14 protein-coding genes are annotated in these 16,445 nt (G+C 60.8%); 8 read left to right on the plus strand and 6 right to left on the minus strand.

Features of this window, described 5'->3' with window-relative positions; all coding sequences use genetic code 11:
* The first annotated feature begins 122 nt into the window (after window positions 1-122).
* The 4 genes from M0534_RS08440 (at window position 123) to M0534_RS08455 (ending at window position 4,145) form a co-directional block, all read left to right on the plus strand.
* Complete coding sequence (locus M0534_RS08440) at window positions 123-1,049, plus strand: cation diffusion facilitator family transporter (RefSeq protein ID WP_248567991.1); 927 nt, start codon at window positions 123-125, stop codon at window positions 1,047-1,049.
* 136 nt (window positions 1,050-1,185) lie between these two features.
* Entirely contained in the window at window positions 1,186-1,605 is a 420-nt protein-coding gene (locus M0534_RS08445; protein WP_248567992.1) for a CBS domain-containing protein, read from the plus strand.
* Window positions 1,606-2,399: 794 nt separating this feature from the next.
* Window positions 2,400-3,794: a sensor domain-containing diguanylate cyclase gene (locus M0534_RS08450; protein WP_248567993.1), complete on the plus strand. Its 1,395-nt coding sequence runs from the start codon at window positions 2,400-2,402 to the stop codon at window positions 3,792-3,794.
* 48 nt (window positions 3,795-3,842) lie between these two features.
* A complete protein-coding gene (locus tag M0534_RS08455; protein ID WP_248567994.1) occupies window positions 3,843-4,145 on the plus strand; it encodes a Dabb family protein in 303 nt (100 codons plus the stop codon).
* On the opposite strand, the gene M0534_RS08460 is transcribed toward M0534_RS08455, so the two are convergent.
* From M0534_RS08460 to M0534_RS08470, 3 genes are all read right to left on the minus strand, one after another.
* The gene (locus M0534_RS08460; RefSeq protein WP_248567995.1) at window positions 4,133-5,086 is read right to left on the minus strand and encodes a CHAD domain-containing protein; all 954 of its coding nucleotides are present in this window, start codon (window positions 5,084-5,086) and stop codon (window positions 4,133-4,135) included. The two genes, M0534_RS08455 and M0534_RS08460, sit on opposite strands and share 13 nt — an antisense overlap.
* 93 nt (window positions 5,087-5,179) lie before the next feature.
* On the minus strand, window positions 5,180-6,988 hold the full coding sequence (locus tag M0534_RS08465) for a putative bifunctional diguanylate cyclase/phosphodiesterase (protein ID WP_248567996.1): 1,809 nt from the start codon (window positions 6,986-6,988) through the stop codon (window positions 5,180-5,182).
* Between the two features lie 240 nt (window positions 6,989-7,228).
* Window positions 7,229-7,639, minus strand: coding sequence for a hypothetical protein (locus M0534_RS08470; protein ID WP_248567997.1), 411 nt, complete (start codon window positions 7,637-7,639; stop codon window positions 7,229-7,231).
* A gap of 338 nt (window positions 7,640-7,977) precedes the next feature.
* Here M0534_RS08470 and M0534_RS08475 point away from each other — a divergent pair, with 338 nt between their 5' ends.
* Window positions 7,978-8,529, plus strand: a complete 552-nt coding sequence (locus M0534_RS08475) for a hypothetical protein (protein WP_248568146.1) — start codon at window positions 7,978-7,980, stop codon at window positions 8,527-8,529.
* Window positions 8,530-8,547: 18 nt separating this feature from the next.
* The gene (locus tag M0534_RS08480; protein ID WP_248567998.1) at window positions 8,548-9,342 is read left to right on the plus strand and encodes a hypothetical protein; all 795 of its coding nucleotides are present in this window, start codon (window positions 8,548-8,550) and stop codon (window positions 9,340-9,342) included.
* 128 nt (window positions 9,343-9,470) lie between these two features.
* On the opposite strand, the gene M0534_RS08485 is transcribed toward M0534_RS08480, so the two are convergent.
* Window positions 9,471-10,397, minus strand: coding sequence for a hypothetical protein (locus M0534_RS08485; RefSeq protein ID WP_248567999.1), 927 nt, complete (start codon window positions 10,395-10,397; stop codon window positions 9,471-9,473).
* A gap of 293 nt (window positions 10,398-10,690) precedes the next feature.
* On the opposite strand from M0534_RS08485, the gene M0534_RS08490 reads away from it, so the two are divergent.
* Together M0534_RS08490 and M0534_RS08495 are read left to right on the plus strand one after the other, a co-directional pair.
* Window positions 10,691-11,509, plus strand: a complete 819-nt coding sequence (locus tag M0534_RS08490; RefSeq protein WP_248568000.1) for a DUF4412 domain-containing protein — start codon at window positions 10,691-10,693, stop codon at window positions 11,507-11,509.
* Between the two features lie 92 nt (window positions 11,510-11,601).
* Window positions 11,602-12,579: a hypothetical protein gene (locus M0534_RS08495; protein ID WP_248568001.1), complete on the plus strand. Its 978-nt coding sequence runs from the start codon at window positions 11,602-11,604 to the stop codon at window positions 12,577-12,579.
* Here M0534_RS08495 and M0534_RS08500 read toward each other — a convergent pair.
* Together M0534_RS08500 and M0534_RS08505 are read right to left on the minus strand one after the other, a co-directional pair.
* Window positions 12,563-14,011, minus strand: coding sequence for a hypothetical protein (locus M0534_RS08500; RefSeq protein WP_248568002.1), 1,449 nt, complete (start codon window positions 14,009-14,011; stop codon window positions 12,563-12,565). The two genes, M0534_RS08495 and M0534_RS08500, sit on opposite strands and share 17 nt — an antisense overlap.
* Before the next feature lie 10 nt (window positions 14,012-14,021).
* Window positions 14,022-16,433, minus strand: coding sequence for a hypothetical protein (locus tag M0534_RS08505; RefSeq protein ID WP_248568003.1), 2,412 nt, complete (start codon window positions 16,431-16,433; stop codon window positions 14,022-14,024).
* Between the last annotated feature and the right edge of the window lie 12 nt (window positions 16,434-16,445).

A 16,445-nucleotide genomic window follows, 5' to 3' on the forward strand; every position in this document is an offset into this window, starting at 1 on the left:
CGCGAGTCGAAAGCGGACAAGGTGCCCCCGGTCGCCGGAGCTGGCCAGCGAATTTCTGGGTGCACGGACCTCGCAGCATCCGGCCGGCTTGAGACCAGTGATATCGCCATGAGGAAGAGCGGATGAGAACCGAGCGAAGGGCGCTATTGCTGTCGGCAGCAGCGGCGCTTCTGGTGGGGAGCGTTGGCGTTACCGTCGCCCTTGTCTCTAACTCGCGGGCGATCCTGCTCGACGGGATGTTCAACCTGACCTATTTCCTGGTTGCCCTGGTTTCGGTTCGGGTAGCGCACCTGGCGCAGCAACCGGGCGACGAGGCGTTCCCACGTGGTTATTCCTATTTCGAGCCCCTGATCAACGCCGGCAAAGGTCTGTTGATCCTCGGCGTTTCTGCGGTGGCACTGGCTGATTCACTGGCTGCGCTGGTGACCGGGGGCCGGGAGATTCTCGCCGGGCTGGCCATCGCCTATGCGGCGTTCGCCACCATCGCCTGCTCGGTAACGTGTCTGCTGCTGTACTTGATCTGGCGCCGGGAGCCAACTCCCCTGATACGTGCCGATCTGGAGAACTGGCTGGTCAACAGCGTGATCTCCGCGTCAGTGCTGCTGGCATTCGCCCTGATTCCGCTGGCACAGCGCACTGAATTCTCCGGAATCACGCCGTATATCGATCCGGTGCTGGTGGCCGCCGTCGTCATCCTTTGCCTTGGGGTGCCACTGAAGATGGCCTGGCGGGGGATAATGGAACTCCTGGATCGGGCGCCGCCAGAGCATGTCACGCGCCCGCTCAGGCAGGCCGTGGACGATGTGCTGGCGCCGCTTCCGGTCCGCCAACGGTATATTCGCATCGTTCGGCCCGGTCGGACGGTCTTCGTCACCGCCCATGTCGTCCTGCCGGAGGATTTCCCGGTGGAAAGCCTGGGCCGTCTTGATCAGATTCGGCATCAGCTGGATACCGCCTTGCGCGGCATCCAGCCCCGGCTCATCACCGATGTGCTGTTTACGGCCGACGAGCGTTGGGCGGCCCCGAAATCCGGTATTGCCTCCAGGTAACCTGGGCAGAATGTTTGCCGATCACGGCATTGTCGCGACATGCTGTGGCTAGACTCGTCATAATCGCACCCGCATGAGGCGTTCGGCGCGGGGCGGGACGGAACGCACACTACATCAACCCAAGGGAGATAGAGGTATGGCAGGGATGACGGTTCCGGTGGAGGAATTCACCACGCCCGACCCGATAACCGCGAGCGAGGACATGGCGATCGAGGATCTGAGGATCCTGATGGACCGGCATGGTATCCGGCACCTCCCGGTGGTCCGTGACGGCACCGTGGTCGGCGTGATCAGTGACCGGGATGTGCGCATCGTTCTGGGGCTGCCGTTTCAGGACCAGAGTCAGGTGCGTGCCTCGGATCTCATGGCACCGGATCCGATGACCGTGACGGCGGCCACACCGCTGGACCAGGTGGCGTTTGCGATGTCCGAGCGCAAGATCGGCAGCGTCATCGTCAATGACACGGAGGGTGGCTTCCTCGGTATTTTCACGGCCAGCGATGCCCTGAATGCCTTGATCGAGGTCATCCGGGGGGACGGGCCGGAAGCCGGGTAAGCGTCTATCGGCCGTCGGGTGCTGCTGACCGAAGGGCGGCGGCCGCCGCCTGCCGCTATGCTCTGTGGTGCCGTTCAATGCGGGAAGGTTTGCTGATGTCGGAACTGGAAACGCGCAAACGGGAGTTGGAAGAGGAGCGCGATGAATTGTCGGATCCCCTCCGGCGAATCAATCTGAACTACCGTCGCGGGCTGGATCCGGATTGGGAAGAGTAATCGATGCAACTGGCGAGCGCCGAGGTGTTGCAGGAAATCGCTCGGGTTACGGCAGAAGAATTCGGCAAGATTGACAGTGCAATACAGCGTATCGAGCAGGCCCGGCGCCGGCGAGAAACCTAGGGAAACACTGATCTAGTCGCGCGCTTGCGTTGGAGTCCGCATTTTTTCCGAGGCAAGGCGCGCTGCGCAGCGCCGCAGTCATTCTGCGGTCAAGCAGCGCAACACGGCAGTCGGGAAAAATGCGGCCCAACCCGAAGGGCCCAGCCGGTTTTGGCCCCTGGCGGCGCTGCGTCACCGGCCCGGTAGCGACGGCTACCGAACCGGCACCGCGCCTTGCCAGATGACCAAAACCGGTCGCGGGCGCAGACGCGGGAATAGATCAGTGTTTCCATGGGGAAGCACTGATGTGCTCGCGAGTGCTTCCCCATGGAACCCCCGCCTGCCGCTCAGGCCATAACAGTCTGTCAGGATCAGGTGGTTCGCGTTAGCGTGATCAGGGCGGTTGATGGGGAGACCAGACCTGCAAGCTGATCGTCGTCGACCACGTTAACAAGATTCAAAGAAAAAACGATTGCCATGGGGACAGGACGTGATTCGCTAGAAGCGCGCTTTCAGCGACAGCAGCGCGCATTGCTGCAGATCAGTCGTCTCTGGTGTGAATTCGGTGACGGTGTTGGTGCCCGCGACGCCATGCGGGAGGTGGCACGGATCGCCGTGCAGAGCCTGCTGGTGCAGCGTGCCAGTATCTGGTTTCCGTGTCCGGAGGGTGGCTCGATGCTCGACTGCGCGGCGCAGTGGGACGCTGACGAGCGTCTGCGGCCGCTGCCGAGCGTAATACTTCTCGACGATTTTCCCGCCTACTCCAGAGCACTCGCCCGGCAGGGTGTTCTGGTTGACTTGCCAGCTGCAGGCTGGCCAGGCGCTGTCGGGCCCCGCCTGGTCGTGCCGATCTGTTGCGGCGCGCAGCGTGACGGTGTGCTTTGCTTGGAGACGGAGAACGCGGAGCGCCGTTTTCTGCCCGATGAGTTCAACACGGCCCGGCACCTTGCGAACATGCTCGGTGCCGTGCTGGAGGCGCAGAGGCGTCGCGACGCGGCCCGAAAGGTTGAGGAAGAGCTCCGCGACGAAATAGTGCGCTGGAACAACCTGCTCGATCAATCATGGGACGGCATCGTCATCCTTGATGAGTCAGGTGCGGTCTATCAGGCCAACCGTCGCTACGCCGAAATGCTTGGTTACACCCAGGACGAGATGCAGCGGTTGCACGTCTGGGACTGGGATGAGAATTACACGCGCGAAGAGCTCAAGGCGATGCTTGCCGCGGTGGATGAGGTCGGGGCCCATTTCGAGACCCGGCAGCGGCGCCGCGACGGCACAGTTATCGATATCGAACTCGGTAACAACGGGCTTTATTTCAAGGATCGTAAGCTGATCTTCTGCATCTGTCGGGATATCACCGCGCGCAAGCGGACCGAGGCACGGATACATCGGCTGGCCACGACCGATGCCCTTACAAGGCTCGCCAACCGGAACGAATTTTCCCGCGTGCTTGATCTGGAGCTTCAGCGCAGCCGTCGCCATGGCAATGCACTGTCATTGATCATGTACGACCTGGATCATTTCAAGGCGATCAATGATCGTTTCGGTCATGCAGCGGGCGACCGTGTGCTGCGTACGGTCAGCGAGGTTGTGCGGTCGACGGTGCGGCAGACGGATCTGGTCGGCCGCTGGGGCGGCGAGGAGTTTCTTGTTTTGCTGCCGCAGACGCCGCTGGCGGATGCCGTGGCCCTTGCCGAAAAGCTCCGTCTGGCCGTCGCGGCGTTGCGGATCTCCGAGGTGGGCGATGTCACGGCAAGTTTCGGAGTGACGGCGTATAAGCATGCGGAACACCGTGATGACCTGTTTCGGCGTGTGGATGAGGCCATGTACCGGGCCAAGGAAAACGGACGTAACCGCGTTGAATCGGTGTAAAAAGCACCCGGCGCAAGGCGGGAAATCAGTGGTCAACCCGGAGGTGGAATGATCAAGCACATCGTGATGTGGCGCCTGAAGGACAATGCCGACGGGCGGGGAAAGCGGGAGAGCGCCGAGTTGATCAAGACGCGACTCGAATCCCTGCAGGGCGAGATCCCCGGACTGACGGCAATCGAGGTTGGAATCGATTTCAGCGAGACGACGGACTCGGCGGATGTCGTGCTCTATTCCGAGTTCGAGAGCAGGGACGCGCTGGATGCCTACCACGATCACCCGGCGCACGCTGCCGTCAAACCGCTTGTCGCGGCTGCGCGAACGGAGCGCCGCGTCGTCGATTACGAAAGCTGATCAGTCGAATCAGGCGCAGTCTTCGGCTGGCGGAAAGGAGTTGTGCGCCAAACCTTCCAGTATCGCCGGATGCGTCGCGTGTAGGCTTTCCGCGTTTCGGCGTAGAGCAGGGCACCCGCGGTGGCGGCTTCGCCACGAAACGCAGCCTGTCTCCTGGCCAGGGCCTTGGTCAGGGCGCCCAGGATCTCGGGGTCCGGCACAAGGTCGCGTTCGGTGGCCAGGATTCCTCGCAGCACTGCCAGATCGTGGTCCTTGCCGAGGAGGTCGGACAACTGCTTCAGGGATTCGGCGCGGACTCGCAGTTCCCGCGGCCAGATTCGACGAAGCAACAGGGACTGATACCAGAGGTCCTTTACCCGCTTGCGCCATTCATGCACGGCCGCATCGGTATTGCTTTCCGTGGCTGTGCGCCTTGCTTCCCTGCCCTGTTCATAGGTCCTGGCTAGACCCGGTTTGATCAGCGCAAAGCCACCAGCTGGTCGGGGCCAATGCGGCACGCGCGAGTAGGCCATCGGCAACTGCTCTAGCACGGCCGTTGCGCGGCTGGCGGCGCCACCGTCGCCGCTGGCGATAGCATCCCGCCGACGGCAAAGCCTGTCGGATAGTTTCCCAATTACCGCATTTCCAACCAGCGCTGGCTCCAGATCGGGGAGTACGGCCTCCCATATCTCGGTGAGAGCCTGCGCGTCACGGTCCCGGGAAAGCTCCCGGCCACGGTCCCGGTACCATCGATTCTCCACTCCGAACTGCTCACCGAGGACGCCACGACCAAGACGGAGTACCGCGCGGATTTCCTTGAATCGCTTGCGGGCTTCATGGATCCCGGTGAGCTCCGTCGCCGAGACCCCGCCTAATGCCTCCGCAGCGCCGTCGAGCCGCTCCTTCACCAGTCGCCACAAACTCTGACCGAGCTTTTCACCTTGTTTGATTTGATAGGCCATTTGATGACGCGCCGATCGATAACTTATTGCTCAGTATATTATTTGTCAGCCGATCGTCCTGCGAGAGGATGTGGCCCGGACCCCCTTTTCGTCCTAACGGGAATTTTGTGCATGGTGTGACTCGATCAGATTGAGAGCGCCGTCCGCATCCATCGGTTTTCCCAGGTAATATCCCTGGATGAGATCGCAACCGAGTCCCTGTAACAATTGAAGCTGCTCTTCAGTTTCCACACCTTCGGCAACAGTGCGCAGACCAAGACCGGCGGCGATTCCGAATATCCCGGATACCACGGATCGCGCCTCCTTGTCCTCCGGGATATCGTCGATCAAGTTTTTGTCCAATTTGAGCAAATCAACCGGTAGCCGACGCAAATAACTGAGAGATGAATAACCGGTACCAAAATCATCCAGCGCTAGCTTGATTCCGATTTCCGATAACCGTTGCATGCTGTCGATCGCATGATCGATGTCAGTGATAAGGCTCTCTTCAGTTAACTCAAGGGTTATCCTGTCGGCCACGACACGATGATCGGCCAGCGTTGATTTTACAAGATATATAAAATCCGATTGGTAAAATTCCCGCGCAGGTATGTTTATGCCGATTCGAAACGTCGCTGACCTGTAATTCGACTCCCAACGTCTGGCCTCTTTGCATGCTGTTTTTAGTACCCATTGTGTTACAAGTCTGGATAGGCGGTCTTTTTTCTCTGCGATTGGGATGAACTCCGCAGGACTTATTTGACCGAACTTTTCGTCATTCCAGCGCATCAGCGCCTCGAACCCGACAAGATCCCTGTTGCTGGAACGAAAGACAGGTTGATAGTTAAGGTAGGTTTTGTTCTTGATCACGGCTGATTCAAGTCGCTCCTCCAGCGCTAGCTGCCTCGCCGCATGCGCTTCGGATTCCGGAGTGAAGGCATAGATATGTTGGATTCCGTAGGGACTTTTCAGGGCGCGCCGTGCACATTCCATCAGTTCTTCCGCTGTACGGCTGTCCTCGGGGTAAACTGCAAGACCCGCATCGAGATCAGCACGCACAAGGTGACCCTCGATCTCTATGGGCTCCCGTAAGCTGTTGACCAGTGGCAGAGCTGCGTCAAACGCGGAACGGATCGACATCAGTGGAATCACGGCACAAAAACGGCTCGGGCCGATCCGGGCTGCAAGAAGAGTCTGGTTGTCGGCTGCCGTTAACCGATTGGACAAGAAGGCAATGATTCTGTCGCGCATTGCCCGGCCGTGAAGGCGTGTAATGGCATCCAGATTGTCGACCCTAAGGTGAATGAGCGCGAACGGACGCTCTTCACTATCGAAAACCAGAATCAGGTCTTTCATGTTCTCGATAAACAGTTTTTCGTTGGGTAATCCGGTTTCGGCATCTCTACGAGTGATATCAATGAGGGCTTCTCTGGCGCGAACTCGTTCGTGATCGAAATTCATTTCCCGTTCCACGAGTGAGCCCAGTGCGATGAGAAGTTCGCGTTCACTTTCTGTCAAGCGACGCTTCTCGGTGTCAAAAATACACAGTGTGCCAACCGGGTGCCCAGTAGGACCATGAAGGACGACACCAGCGTAAAAGCGGACAAAAGGCGGATGAACAACGGCGGGATGGTTCTTGAAAAACGAATCTGCGAAGGTGTCCGGGACTTCCAGATATCCGTTATTGAGTGCGTGGCTGCAAAGGGAATCCTCACGCTTGCCGGAAGCCGGAATGCCAACGTGGGATTTGCTCCACTGGCGGTTTCGGTCAACGAGGTTGATCCCTACATTGGAGGCGCGGAGTATTCTAGCAGTCAGCTGTGCCAGGTGATCGAACCGCTCCTCGGACTCCGTGTCAAGTATTTCCAGGGAAAAAAGATCTTTTAGGCGCTCTTCTTCATCGATCTGTTGGAAACTGCTCATGCTACTGATTCTCCCATGCTTTCTGGTCTGGGAAAGGAAATCAGCAGCAAGCCGCTGCCAATTATTTTATCGTTTCCGGAAGGAATTTAGCACATGGGCATGGTGACCTGATCCAGGAGTTTTTCTGGTGGGGCAACGAGATAAGCAAAAGGCCTACCCGCTATCAGGAAAGCGTATGTCGGGAATGTTGAGATAAGTAATAAACTAGTGCATATCGGAATGTCAATCGCCGTATGCCGGTTAGGGGCCCGTGTACTCGATCATATAGACGAACACCAGGTAACCGACAAAAAGCATCAGTGCGGTCTGCAGGATGCCGATGCCGATATCCCGCAAATTCGGTGGAGGCGGGGAATTGACGCCGAACCGGCTGCGGTCAAGCTTGCCCGACTCGAACAGGCTGATGATCTCCCGGGCAAGGCTATGTACCCAGAATGGTGGCTTGCCGCCGAGCATGTGGTTGGCGAACAGCCTGTTCACCTGCTTGCGGTCTGGCATGCGGCCGAACCATTCCATGTGCGCGATTTCGAGGAAGTCGAATTCCGACACGTTCAGCATGCCGGCGGCCTCGATCACGTCCCGGGTCAGCGGGTTCAGCTCCGGATCGTCACGGTGCATTGTAAACAGGGCCTTCAGGAAGACGCGGTACATGGCAAGTGACCGTTGCGTTGGAGCAGGTGCTATGGGTGCCGTGGGCAGGCACGTATCCCGTAAGTTTAGGCTATAGAGCGGTTAAACCGGGTCAACCGCATGCTTTCGACGGTTTCCCGTGTGCAAAGATGCCTGTTTCCGTGGCCCAGGCGGGGCACGGTTTCTGGGGGTGCAAGGACAAGAAATGTGTAGGGGCTGTACGGCGTGACCCGTTGGCCGAGCCGCGTTGCCGGGCCTTCGGTGACGGCGACGCTTGGTGTTGTGAGACCGTCGACATCGCCCACGCCTTTCCTAGCGTAGCGTTGCACCTTATCTGAGTTGTAAGGAGCCCCGGCATGATGGAAACGGCCGTAGCCGCAGCCATATACGGAATCGCAATCCCACTCTGGCTTTACCTCTGGCACGCGGCCGAGGGTTTCTCGCAGATGCGCAATGTGCGCTATCTGTGGTTGCCGTTCACTTTTGCCCTGCTCTACCTGGGCGGCAATCTGTTACTCGTCCTGTTCTTCCACGAAGTCGGATTGTCGCATTACGAGGAGAGCCGATTTGCCTTCATCGGCGAACGGGCGATGATTGCGGTCCAGGCAACCGCTTCGGTGCTGATTGTCGCGACCATCGTCTACGGATTGACCATCCGCAAGGTGCCGCTGAACTTCATCCGTTTCATGGTGTTTTCCTTCGTTGCCCTGCTTGGCTTCATGGCGCCGATCCTGTGGGTTCCGGAATCCATGCCGGGTGGGTTCGCGACGCTGCGGCATTTCCAGACCGTCGCCCTGATTTTCGGCCTGTTTTACTGCGTCTCAGGCATCGTGGTGCTGCTGAAAGACCTGGTAGAGCACGGCGAGGCCCGGGTACACATCTCCTCGGCGGATCGCAGTTGGACCGAATAAGGCAAGGCAATGGATGGTATGACTCCAGCTGACCCCCCAAAGATCACTGCGCGCAAGCGGCGCAGCCTGCGCGCCCTGCTGCAGACCGAAATCCCGCTGGCAGTGTACTGCGTGATATTTTTCACCATGGTGATTCTCTGGATCATCCAGGAGGTCCATCCGGATATCACCCTGGGTCTGTTGACAGAGTTGATGGGTGCTGCATTCACGCTGTTTATCATCGATACCCTGTTGGTGCGTTCCAAGACGCGGCGGTGGCGGGTCGTGCAGGAACACGTGGATTATCTGATTGCACGCAACGTCAACCGCCTGCGCGACGGTATTGCCGTGCGGGCGTTCGGCTTCAACCCGTCAATCGCCCTGGATCGCCCGGACGCGAATCAGCACCAGGCCGTTCGCGAACAACGCGCCGATCTGTTGTCAGGCATTGCGGCTCTGCCGGCGGAGGCGATCATGGCGAGGCTTGCAGAATCGGCGCTTTTCGCCGACGACACATATGCTTATCTGAACGAGCGAGCCGACGATCTATGGGACGTGCTCAACATGAAGTATTCCGAGTACATGGCACCGGGTCTTGTGTCGGACCTGATGCGGCTGCACACGCATCTGAAAGACCTTTGCGGCCATTTGCGTCAGTACGGCAGGGCCGAGCGGTTTCCGGAAGCTGCTGGCTACTATCAGCGCATCGGCCGCCTGGGTGCGAGCGTCAGCGTTCGGGAGATCGTGATCCTGGTCAATGCGCTCAAGGAACAGGGCTATTCTGAGCCAGCGGCACTTGCCGACTCACCTGATGCCGAGCGGGGGTCTGGCTAATCGACCGGGTACTATTTGCTGCGTGGTTCCGTCGTTGCTACCTGCCCGGACCTGGAGTGATGCCCTTGCACCACGCCGGAGTGGCTCAGAAAACCACGCTGGCGCATGAGCATCTGATCAGCACTTTCTCATGGCTCCAACCCCTCGAAAGTACCTTCGGCTTCCGCCTCGTCATCCGGACCGCTGGCAGTGAACTGCAGGGATCCGCGCATCGTGTCGCCCTGTTGTTCGAAGGTGATGCTGCCATTAACGTCTTCGATGCCGCCCTCGGCGGCACGCAGACTGAGCCTCAGGCCGTCGTCGCTGGAACGTGGCGTTAGTTCGTAAGTCCCCGGCTCGATGCCGTCGTCGGGCAGATCGATGGTTATCGCGCTCCGTATCGGACCGATTCTAAGCGTGTCGTAGGCGGTGCTGATCGAACCGCCGTCGAAATGGTGTTCATCGCCATTCAGCGTCAAGCGTGTGTCGGTCTCTGCCTGAGGCTGGAACGGGACATCGACCATGCGGCCATTGAGTGCGACGGAATTGCCATCGCCATCATGCAGCTCCACCTCGTAGGCCGCGGTGACGACATCGCCGAGTTCCGCGACGTCGACATGCCCCGATACGTCCTGGGCGAATGTCCATTCCTGGCCGTAGGAACGCAGCATTGCATAGGCGTCATCGCTGCCGGCATCACGGTTCGCCGTGAGTTGATGCCGGCCGGTTTCAGCACCGGCGGGCAACACGATCATCAGGTAGGACATGCGCTGATCGCCGTCGCGTTCCGTCTCGGTTCGAATCCGGATCAGGTAGGGTCCTTCCGCATTCGTGCCATCGCTGGCGGGCGCGAAGTCGTAGGGGCCACGATCTCCCTCATAGGCACCGGTTTGCGTGATGCTGCCGTCGACGCTGATTTCGTAGTCACCGCTGGAGAGCCCCTCGGTGATGGCATCCCGATCCACATCGGTGCCGGCTCCTGCGCCATCGCCATCGCTACAGGCGGTCAGCAGGCCGAGGCATGCGGTCCCCAAGCATGTCCGCACCAGCATGATTGTCGCACGATCCTTTTGCATTTCGAGTCCCCTTTTCAATCCGGTGTTAACCTTTATTAAACTGTATTAGATCTAGAAATATGACTTTCGACTAAAGGTTTACCGGTTTTTTGCCGGTAATTTGCCATTTTTGCAAAACGGCCTTTCACTTGGTAGCCCGCATGGGGCAGGATGACTGTGATCTGTTTCACAGCATCCGACGGGTTGTTTTCTGCATCGTGGTCGGCACCATTGCAGACGTTTTTTTTGCGACGCCGAATAACACGCGATCACGACATTCACTGGGGGTAAATATGGGTAAGGGCAGGATTTTGATGCACGCAACCGTGCTGGGGGCGTTCGCTGGAGCCGGCGTTTTCGGTGCATCCGGCGCCATGGCCGCGGATTACGTTGGGACCTACATGACGCCGGATGGCGAGATGACGCTTGAGTACCGGGATGACCAGAACCTGCGGATGCTGACACCGGAGGGCGATCATATGCTGATCAGCGGTGGCAGCACCTATGTCGTGTCCCAGCAGGATGGCGAATGGGTGGTCATGTCCATGGACGAGATGCTGTCCATGGCCGGGGAGAGCGCCCCGGTAGAAGAGGCCGAATACCGCATGAATGCGACCGGGCGGACGGAGTCCGTTGGTGGTTTCAGCGGCGAAGTCTATGAAGTGCAGCGCTGTGATGCCTGGAGCGGGGATTGCACCGCGGATGGTGAAGTGGTGGTCAGCGATGACCACCGGGTCGCCAACCTGTTCGCCGGCATGCAGGCCATGTCGCGCCAGATGAGCCAGCATGATGGCGACGACGTTATCGATATGCCGGACGGCATGGAGGGTTACGGCCTGCTGCGTGCCGATGGAATCGAGCTGCAGAGCGCAGAGCAGACGAATCTTCCCGATCATACCTTTGCCCTGCCGCCAAACCACCGTGAGGTCGATCCGATGGCCGGCATGCAGGGCCAGGGCGACGCGCCGCCCCCCGGACGTGGTGAGGAATCAGGTGACGACGGATCGCAGGGCAGCTGGTTCGGCGATTCCGCGCGCGACGTCGGGCGGCAAGCGGGTGAGGATGCCGAGGACGAGACCAGGCGCGGGATCAGCGATACCGTGCGTGACGGGGTCCGTAGTCTGTTTGATTGATCCGGTGGGGCGGGCCCCGGCGCCCGCCCCTGGTTGACGCGCGTCGGTTTGATTGCGCGCGCAAGGAAGCGATTTATCGAGGGACTCCGATCATGTGGGATTTTCGAATGGGGCAGGCGATTCGTCTTCTGCTCGCGACCATGCCATTTCTGCTGCTTCGGCTGGCCGTCTATTTCGGTATCACCCTGGCCTATGTGCTGGCCACCGGCACCGGTGCCGGCCTGGGCTGGGGCATTGGCGCCTTGGGCGATGAAGGCTTTCGCGCCGGCTCCACGTTCTTTGGCGGACTGATCGGCTTCGGCATCATCGGCGCGCTGGTCTACTGGTTTCGTGAGTACCTGCTCTACATCGTCAAGGCCGGGCACATCGCGGTTATGGTGGAGAAGATGGATGGCGGCTCTCTACCCGCCGGGCGCTCGCAGATCGATCATGCGCGCGGCGTGGTGCAGGAGAGGTTCAAGGAGGCCTCGGTACTGTTCGTCCTGGATCAGGTCGTCAAGGGCGTGCTGCGGGTGATTGTCGGCATGGTGCGATCGGTGGTTCGGCTGCTGCCGATTCCCGGTGCAACGCAACTGGTCGGGGTGATTCACGCCATTCTGCGCATGGCGGTGGGGTTCATCGACGAGGTGATCCTGGCGCACGCGATCCGTACCCGTTCCGACAATCCCTGGCAGTCGGCGCGTACTGCGCTGGTGCTGTATGGCCAGAACTACAAGTCCATGCTCAAGAACGCCGTTTGGCTTGCCCTGTTTGTCTACGGCCTGTCGATTCTGGTCTTCCTGGTCATGCTCACGCCGGCGGCGGCGCTTGCCTATATGGTGCCGGGTGGCTGGGGCGCGACCAGCGTCATCATTGCGCTGTTGCTGGCCTGGAGCGTCAAGGTCGCCGTGATCGAGCCGTTTGCAGTGACCTGCATGATGCAGGTCTTCTTCTCGGTCACCGAGGGCCAGCAGCCGGATTCGGAATGGGAACAGAAACTCGAAGGCATGTCGGACCGCTTCAAGGAACTCGGCAGCAAGGCTGCCTCTTGGGTTGGTCGCGGCAAGGGGGCAGCTACCGCGCAGGCGTAGGCAGTTCGACGACTTCGCTATGGCTGACGCCCGTGTAATCAAGGGTCAGCGTCTCGGTGGCTGCATCGATCCGGTATACGGCGGTGAAGCGGCGCGCTTCGCCGCCGGCCGGCAGCCAGAACGGTTCTTCCAGGGCGAGAGGCCCTGGCTGATAAACCGCCAACGGTTCGATTGTCTGCTCGTCGGCGTCCACCAGGGTCAGTCGGTTACTGATTGGCATCATGCCGCCGGTGTCACTCTCGTTTCGCAGGGATCCCGTCAGCAGCAGGAGTTGCGTGTCCGGCTCGGCCGAGTGTGTGGCGAAGGTCTCCGCCTCGCGTAGATCGTGAAGCTGGAACGGTGTCGGTTCATCGGCGATCTCCAGCAGCACCTCGGTACTCGCCATACCCTCGGTCGATCGGTCCGACTCGAGGGCCAGGTCGAGCGTAAAGCGTATTGGTTCGCGGTTTCGCTGCGGGATATCGGTGGCGCGGAACTGTGGAAAGTGGGCTACCAGCTCCACCTGATCCGCCTGTTCGGGCACCGGAAAGACCGCCAGGCCGCCGGCCGTCGCGTCGGGCAGCCAAGGCGGATCGGCAGGTAGCGTCCCCAGGTCGTTGCGACGCAAATAGCCATGCTGCTGGTCGACCACCAGTTGCAGCAGGCCGCTTGCCTCCATGTATTCCATCACCTTCGGTACCTCTGCACGGGCGTCAAGGTCTGCGGAGACATCCAGCGCCCGGGCATCGGCCTCGATGGTCCAGAGACTGGTGCCGCGCAGATCCACCGCAACCCATTGCATGCCTTCAGGAGCTGCCTCGCCTCTCCATTGCTCATGCAGGGACACGTCATGGATGCCGATTCGCATCAGGTCGTTCTCGGCGCTGTCCAGCGCGTCTGAGGCGGTTGCCTCGCCGTCTACAAGGCTGACGCGAAGCGGCGCGTATTCATCGTGGTAATAGTGCAGTGAGAGGGCTTGCAGGCCATCGGTCGGCACGCGGTAGGCGACTTGCCCGCTGGCACTGGCCCCGACGTGCGGAAGGACGAATTCATCCGTCATCCCGGAGTCGGCCGGAAGCGTGGCCCGATTGATGCGCGCACCATTGGCAAGCAGATAAAGCTGGCGTTCCAGCGAGGCAATCAGGATCGGTTCCGGGTAATTCAGACCGAAGAGCAGATCGGCCGGCATCCAGTTATCGAACCGCAGGTCCAGCACCAGCCAACGGTCGCCATCGGCCGGCGACTCTCCGTCCAGGCCGTCCTGCAGCCGTGCGCCAGTCACGTGCAGGCTGATCGCCCGGTTGCAGTCGGACAGGGCGAGGGACTGGTGACGTTCCAGCTCCGCAAGCTGGTCCGGACCGAGCGGTTCGGAAATAGGCTGGGCAGCCGGCGCCATGGGCAGTAGCAGGCAGGCCAAGGCAAGCCAGGGGATGATCGTTCTGGGCTGGGTCATCGGTGGTTCCTCAACACTGGCTGGCCGGCGTTACCGCGTCCAGGAAGCTGTCGGTGGCCTTTCCGGCCAGCTTGCCGACCGCCATGCTGTTGAGCATGTCGAACAGCTTGTTGCCACCGGTGATGACGAAACCCGACAGCTCCGCATAACTACTCAGGCCGTTGCTCATGTAGCTGCTCACGGCGGAATTGACCGCGGCACTCTTGACGCAGCAACTCATGCCCTCGGCGTAGTCGAACTGGAACATGCAGGCCCAGACGGTCTGGACCATGCCGACGACATCGACTGCGGTTTCCATCTGCTCGATCAGCAGCAGAATGCCCTCGACGTACTGTCCACGTGCATCCGGACCGAAGCCCAGAAGATCTCCGGTTTGCGGGTTCAATTGCCACCACACGGGCTCGCCGTCGGTTTCGGCAGGCGCGATGATCAGTTGGTCCTCGCCTGCAAGCGCAAGCGTTGCCCGCAGATCCTCCTTCTGTCCGGTCCCCTCGAATACGGCATCGGCCGATTGCGCGGTCCATGGGGATTGCCGATCGAGATCCCGCGCGAATGCGACTGCCGTGTTGGCGGCAGTCGGTGTGTCGCCGGCGATGAGCCGTGCCTCCAGCAAGGTATCGGTGACGCCCTGGGCAATCCGGACCATCGCGGCGTCATCGCTGGCGGCCGGCACAGCGACCCGGTTATCGATGATGTCCAGGCCTTCCCGTACCGCCGGCTCGCCATCACCGTCCAGGCTCAGCAGGCGTGCGAAGCCCAGCAGATTGACACGGTCCAGGGCAATATTCTCGCGTTCAGGGCTCAACACCTGCCGCAGGCGCGCAAGCTGGTCCAGCTCGGAGCGGCGCGGTTGCCGTTCGTCCAGGGCCTGGTCAAGGAAATCGAGGCCGTCACGAACCGCGGCATAGGCGGCGCCAACGGCGGGCAGGCGGTTATCCAACAGTTCGCCATAGCGCAGCGCGGAGAGTTGCTCGGCCGGCATCCAGGCAACCTGCGGCGCCAGTTCCATGCTGCCCAGCATGGCGGTTGCCCGTGCGTCCCGGCGCGCCTGGTTGAAGCGGGGTAGATGGCTGTCGCCATGCCGCGCCGCCGCACCGATGACATCCATCATCGGCCGTTCGAAGTGGTCCACATCGCGGTTGGGCGTGTGAACTGCCAATTGCAGCAGGACGGCACTGAGTTCCGCCGGTGGTGCCTCGTCCTCGCGCTCACGACCGCGGAGGCTAAGTTCGCCCAGGGCGCCGGTCGCTTCGTCAAAGGCCTCGCCGTGCGGCGCCAGCCCCCGCTGCTCCTGCACCGTGCCGTCGCTGAGAATGCTTTTGTCGCTGACCAGATCGCCGCCAATGCGGAGCAGGGGCATCCATTCCGTTTCCTGCAATACCGCGGAGGGCAGTCCGGCCTGATCGAAATCGCCGTCCACGCCGAGTACCGCGGCCATGCCAGGTACGTTGAACGGGTACGTTTCGATGCGGATCTGTTTGCCGATCAGTTCGCTGACCGGGAAGCGATGCGTCAATGCCGTATGTTGCCGCAAGCGGTCGCCGACCAATTGCTCGGCGATGATGGCAAGCTCCAGCCAGTGGCGCTGGTCCTCGGGGATGTCTTCGGGGTAGAACGCCGTTTGGTGCGCCTCATCAAGCCAGCGTTCACCGGCGGCGAGATCGGGGAGTGCCGGGTCCAGGTCCTGCCAGTGTCCGCCCTGGTCGATCTGGACCCACCAGTGATGCGTGACGGGCGCGCTTCCGGCCGCCACATCCCCGTCGAGGAACTGCTCCAGCGCGCCTTGCTGGACCGAGACGGCTTTGGCCAGTTCGCTGCCGCTGGCCTCGAATCGTTCCAGTTCCCGCCGTATGTCCATGGAGAATTCCGCGGGATCGAGATCGAAGCGTTCGGCGGTCGCCTGGATTCCCGCATCCTGTTGCGTCAGTTCGGCGCTGGTCTGTGGTTCCAGGGGAATCGGCACGTCCAACCAGCGGGCGGCCAGGGCGGTTGCCTGCTCTGTCTCGATTTCGCTGCCGACGATGCGGGCGGTATGACCGGCACGCCGCAACAGATCGGCCAGCAGCAGTGCACGATCCAGACTTGATCCCATGCGGTCCATGACCACGCCCTGTGCGCCACGCAGTTCGCCGTCATAGGCCAGCCAGCGGGTTTCGTCCCGCACCCAGGCGAACAGTGTTTCCGGTGCGCTGCCAAGCGAGGTCTGCAACGCGGCCGGATCGAAATCCTCTCGCGGCAGGGCCTGTGCGGCGTCGTGAGCGGCCTGGCTTACGGCGTGAACCTGCTGCTCCAGGCTGGCCGTGCCGTCGTCCGGGCCGATCGGTGAGCCCGGACAGCTATTCGCGGCCAGGGCGCTCCCGCAAACGCCGAACAGGACCAAAAGCCCGAAACAGCGGTGGATATGGGCAAACAGATAGCGCATGGGGTGGCTCCG

It is taken from the genome of Methylonatrum kenyense (assembly GCF_023195885.1).
In the GTDB taxonomy this organism is placed as follows: Bacteria; Pseudomonadota; Gammaproteobacteria; order Nitrococcales; family Aquisalimonadaceae; genus Methylonatrum; species Methylonatrum kenyense.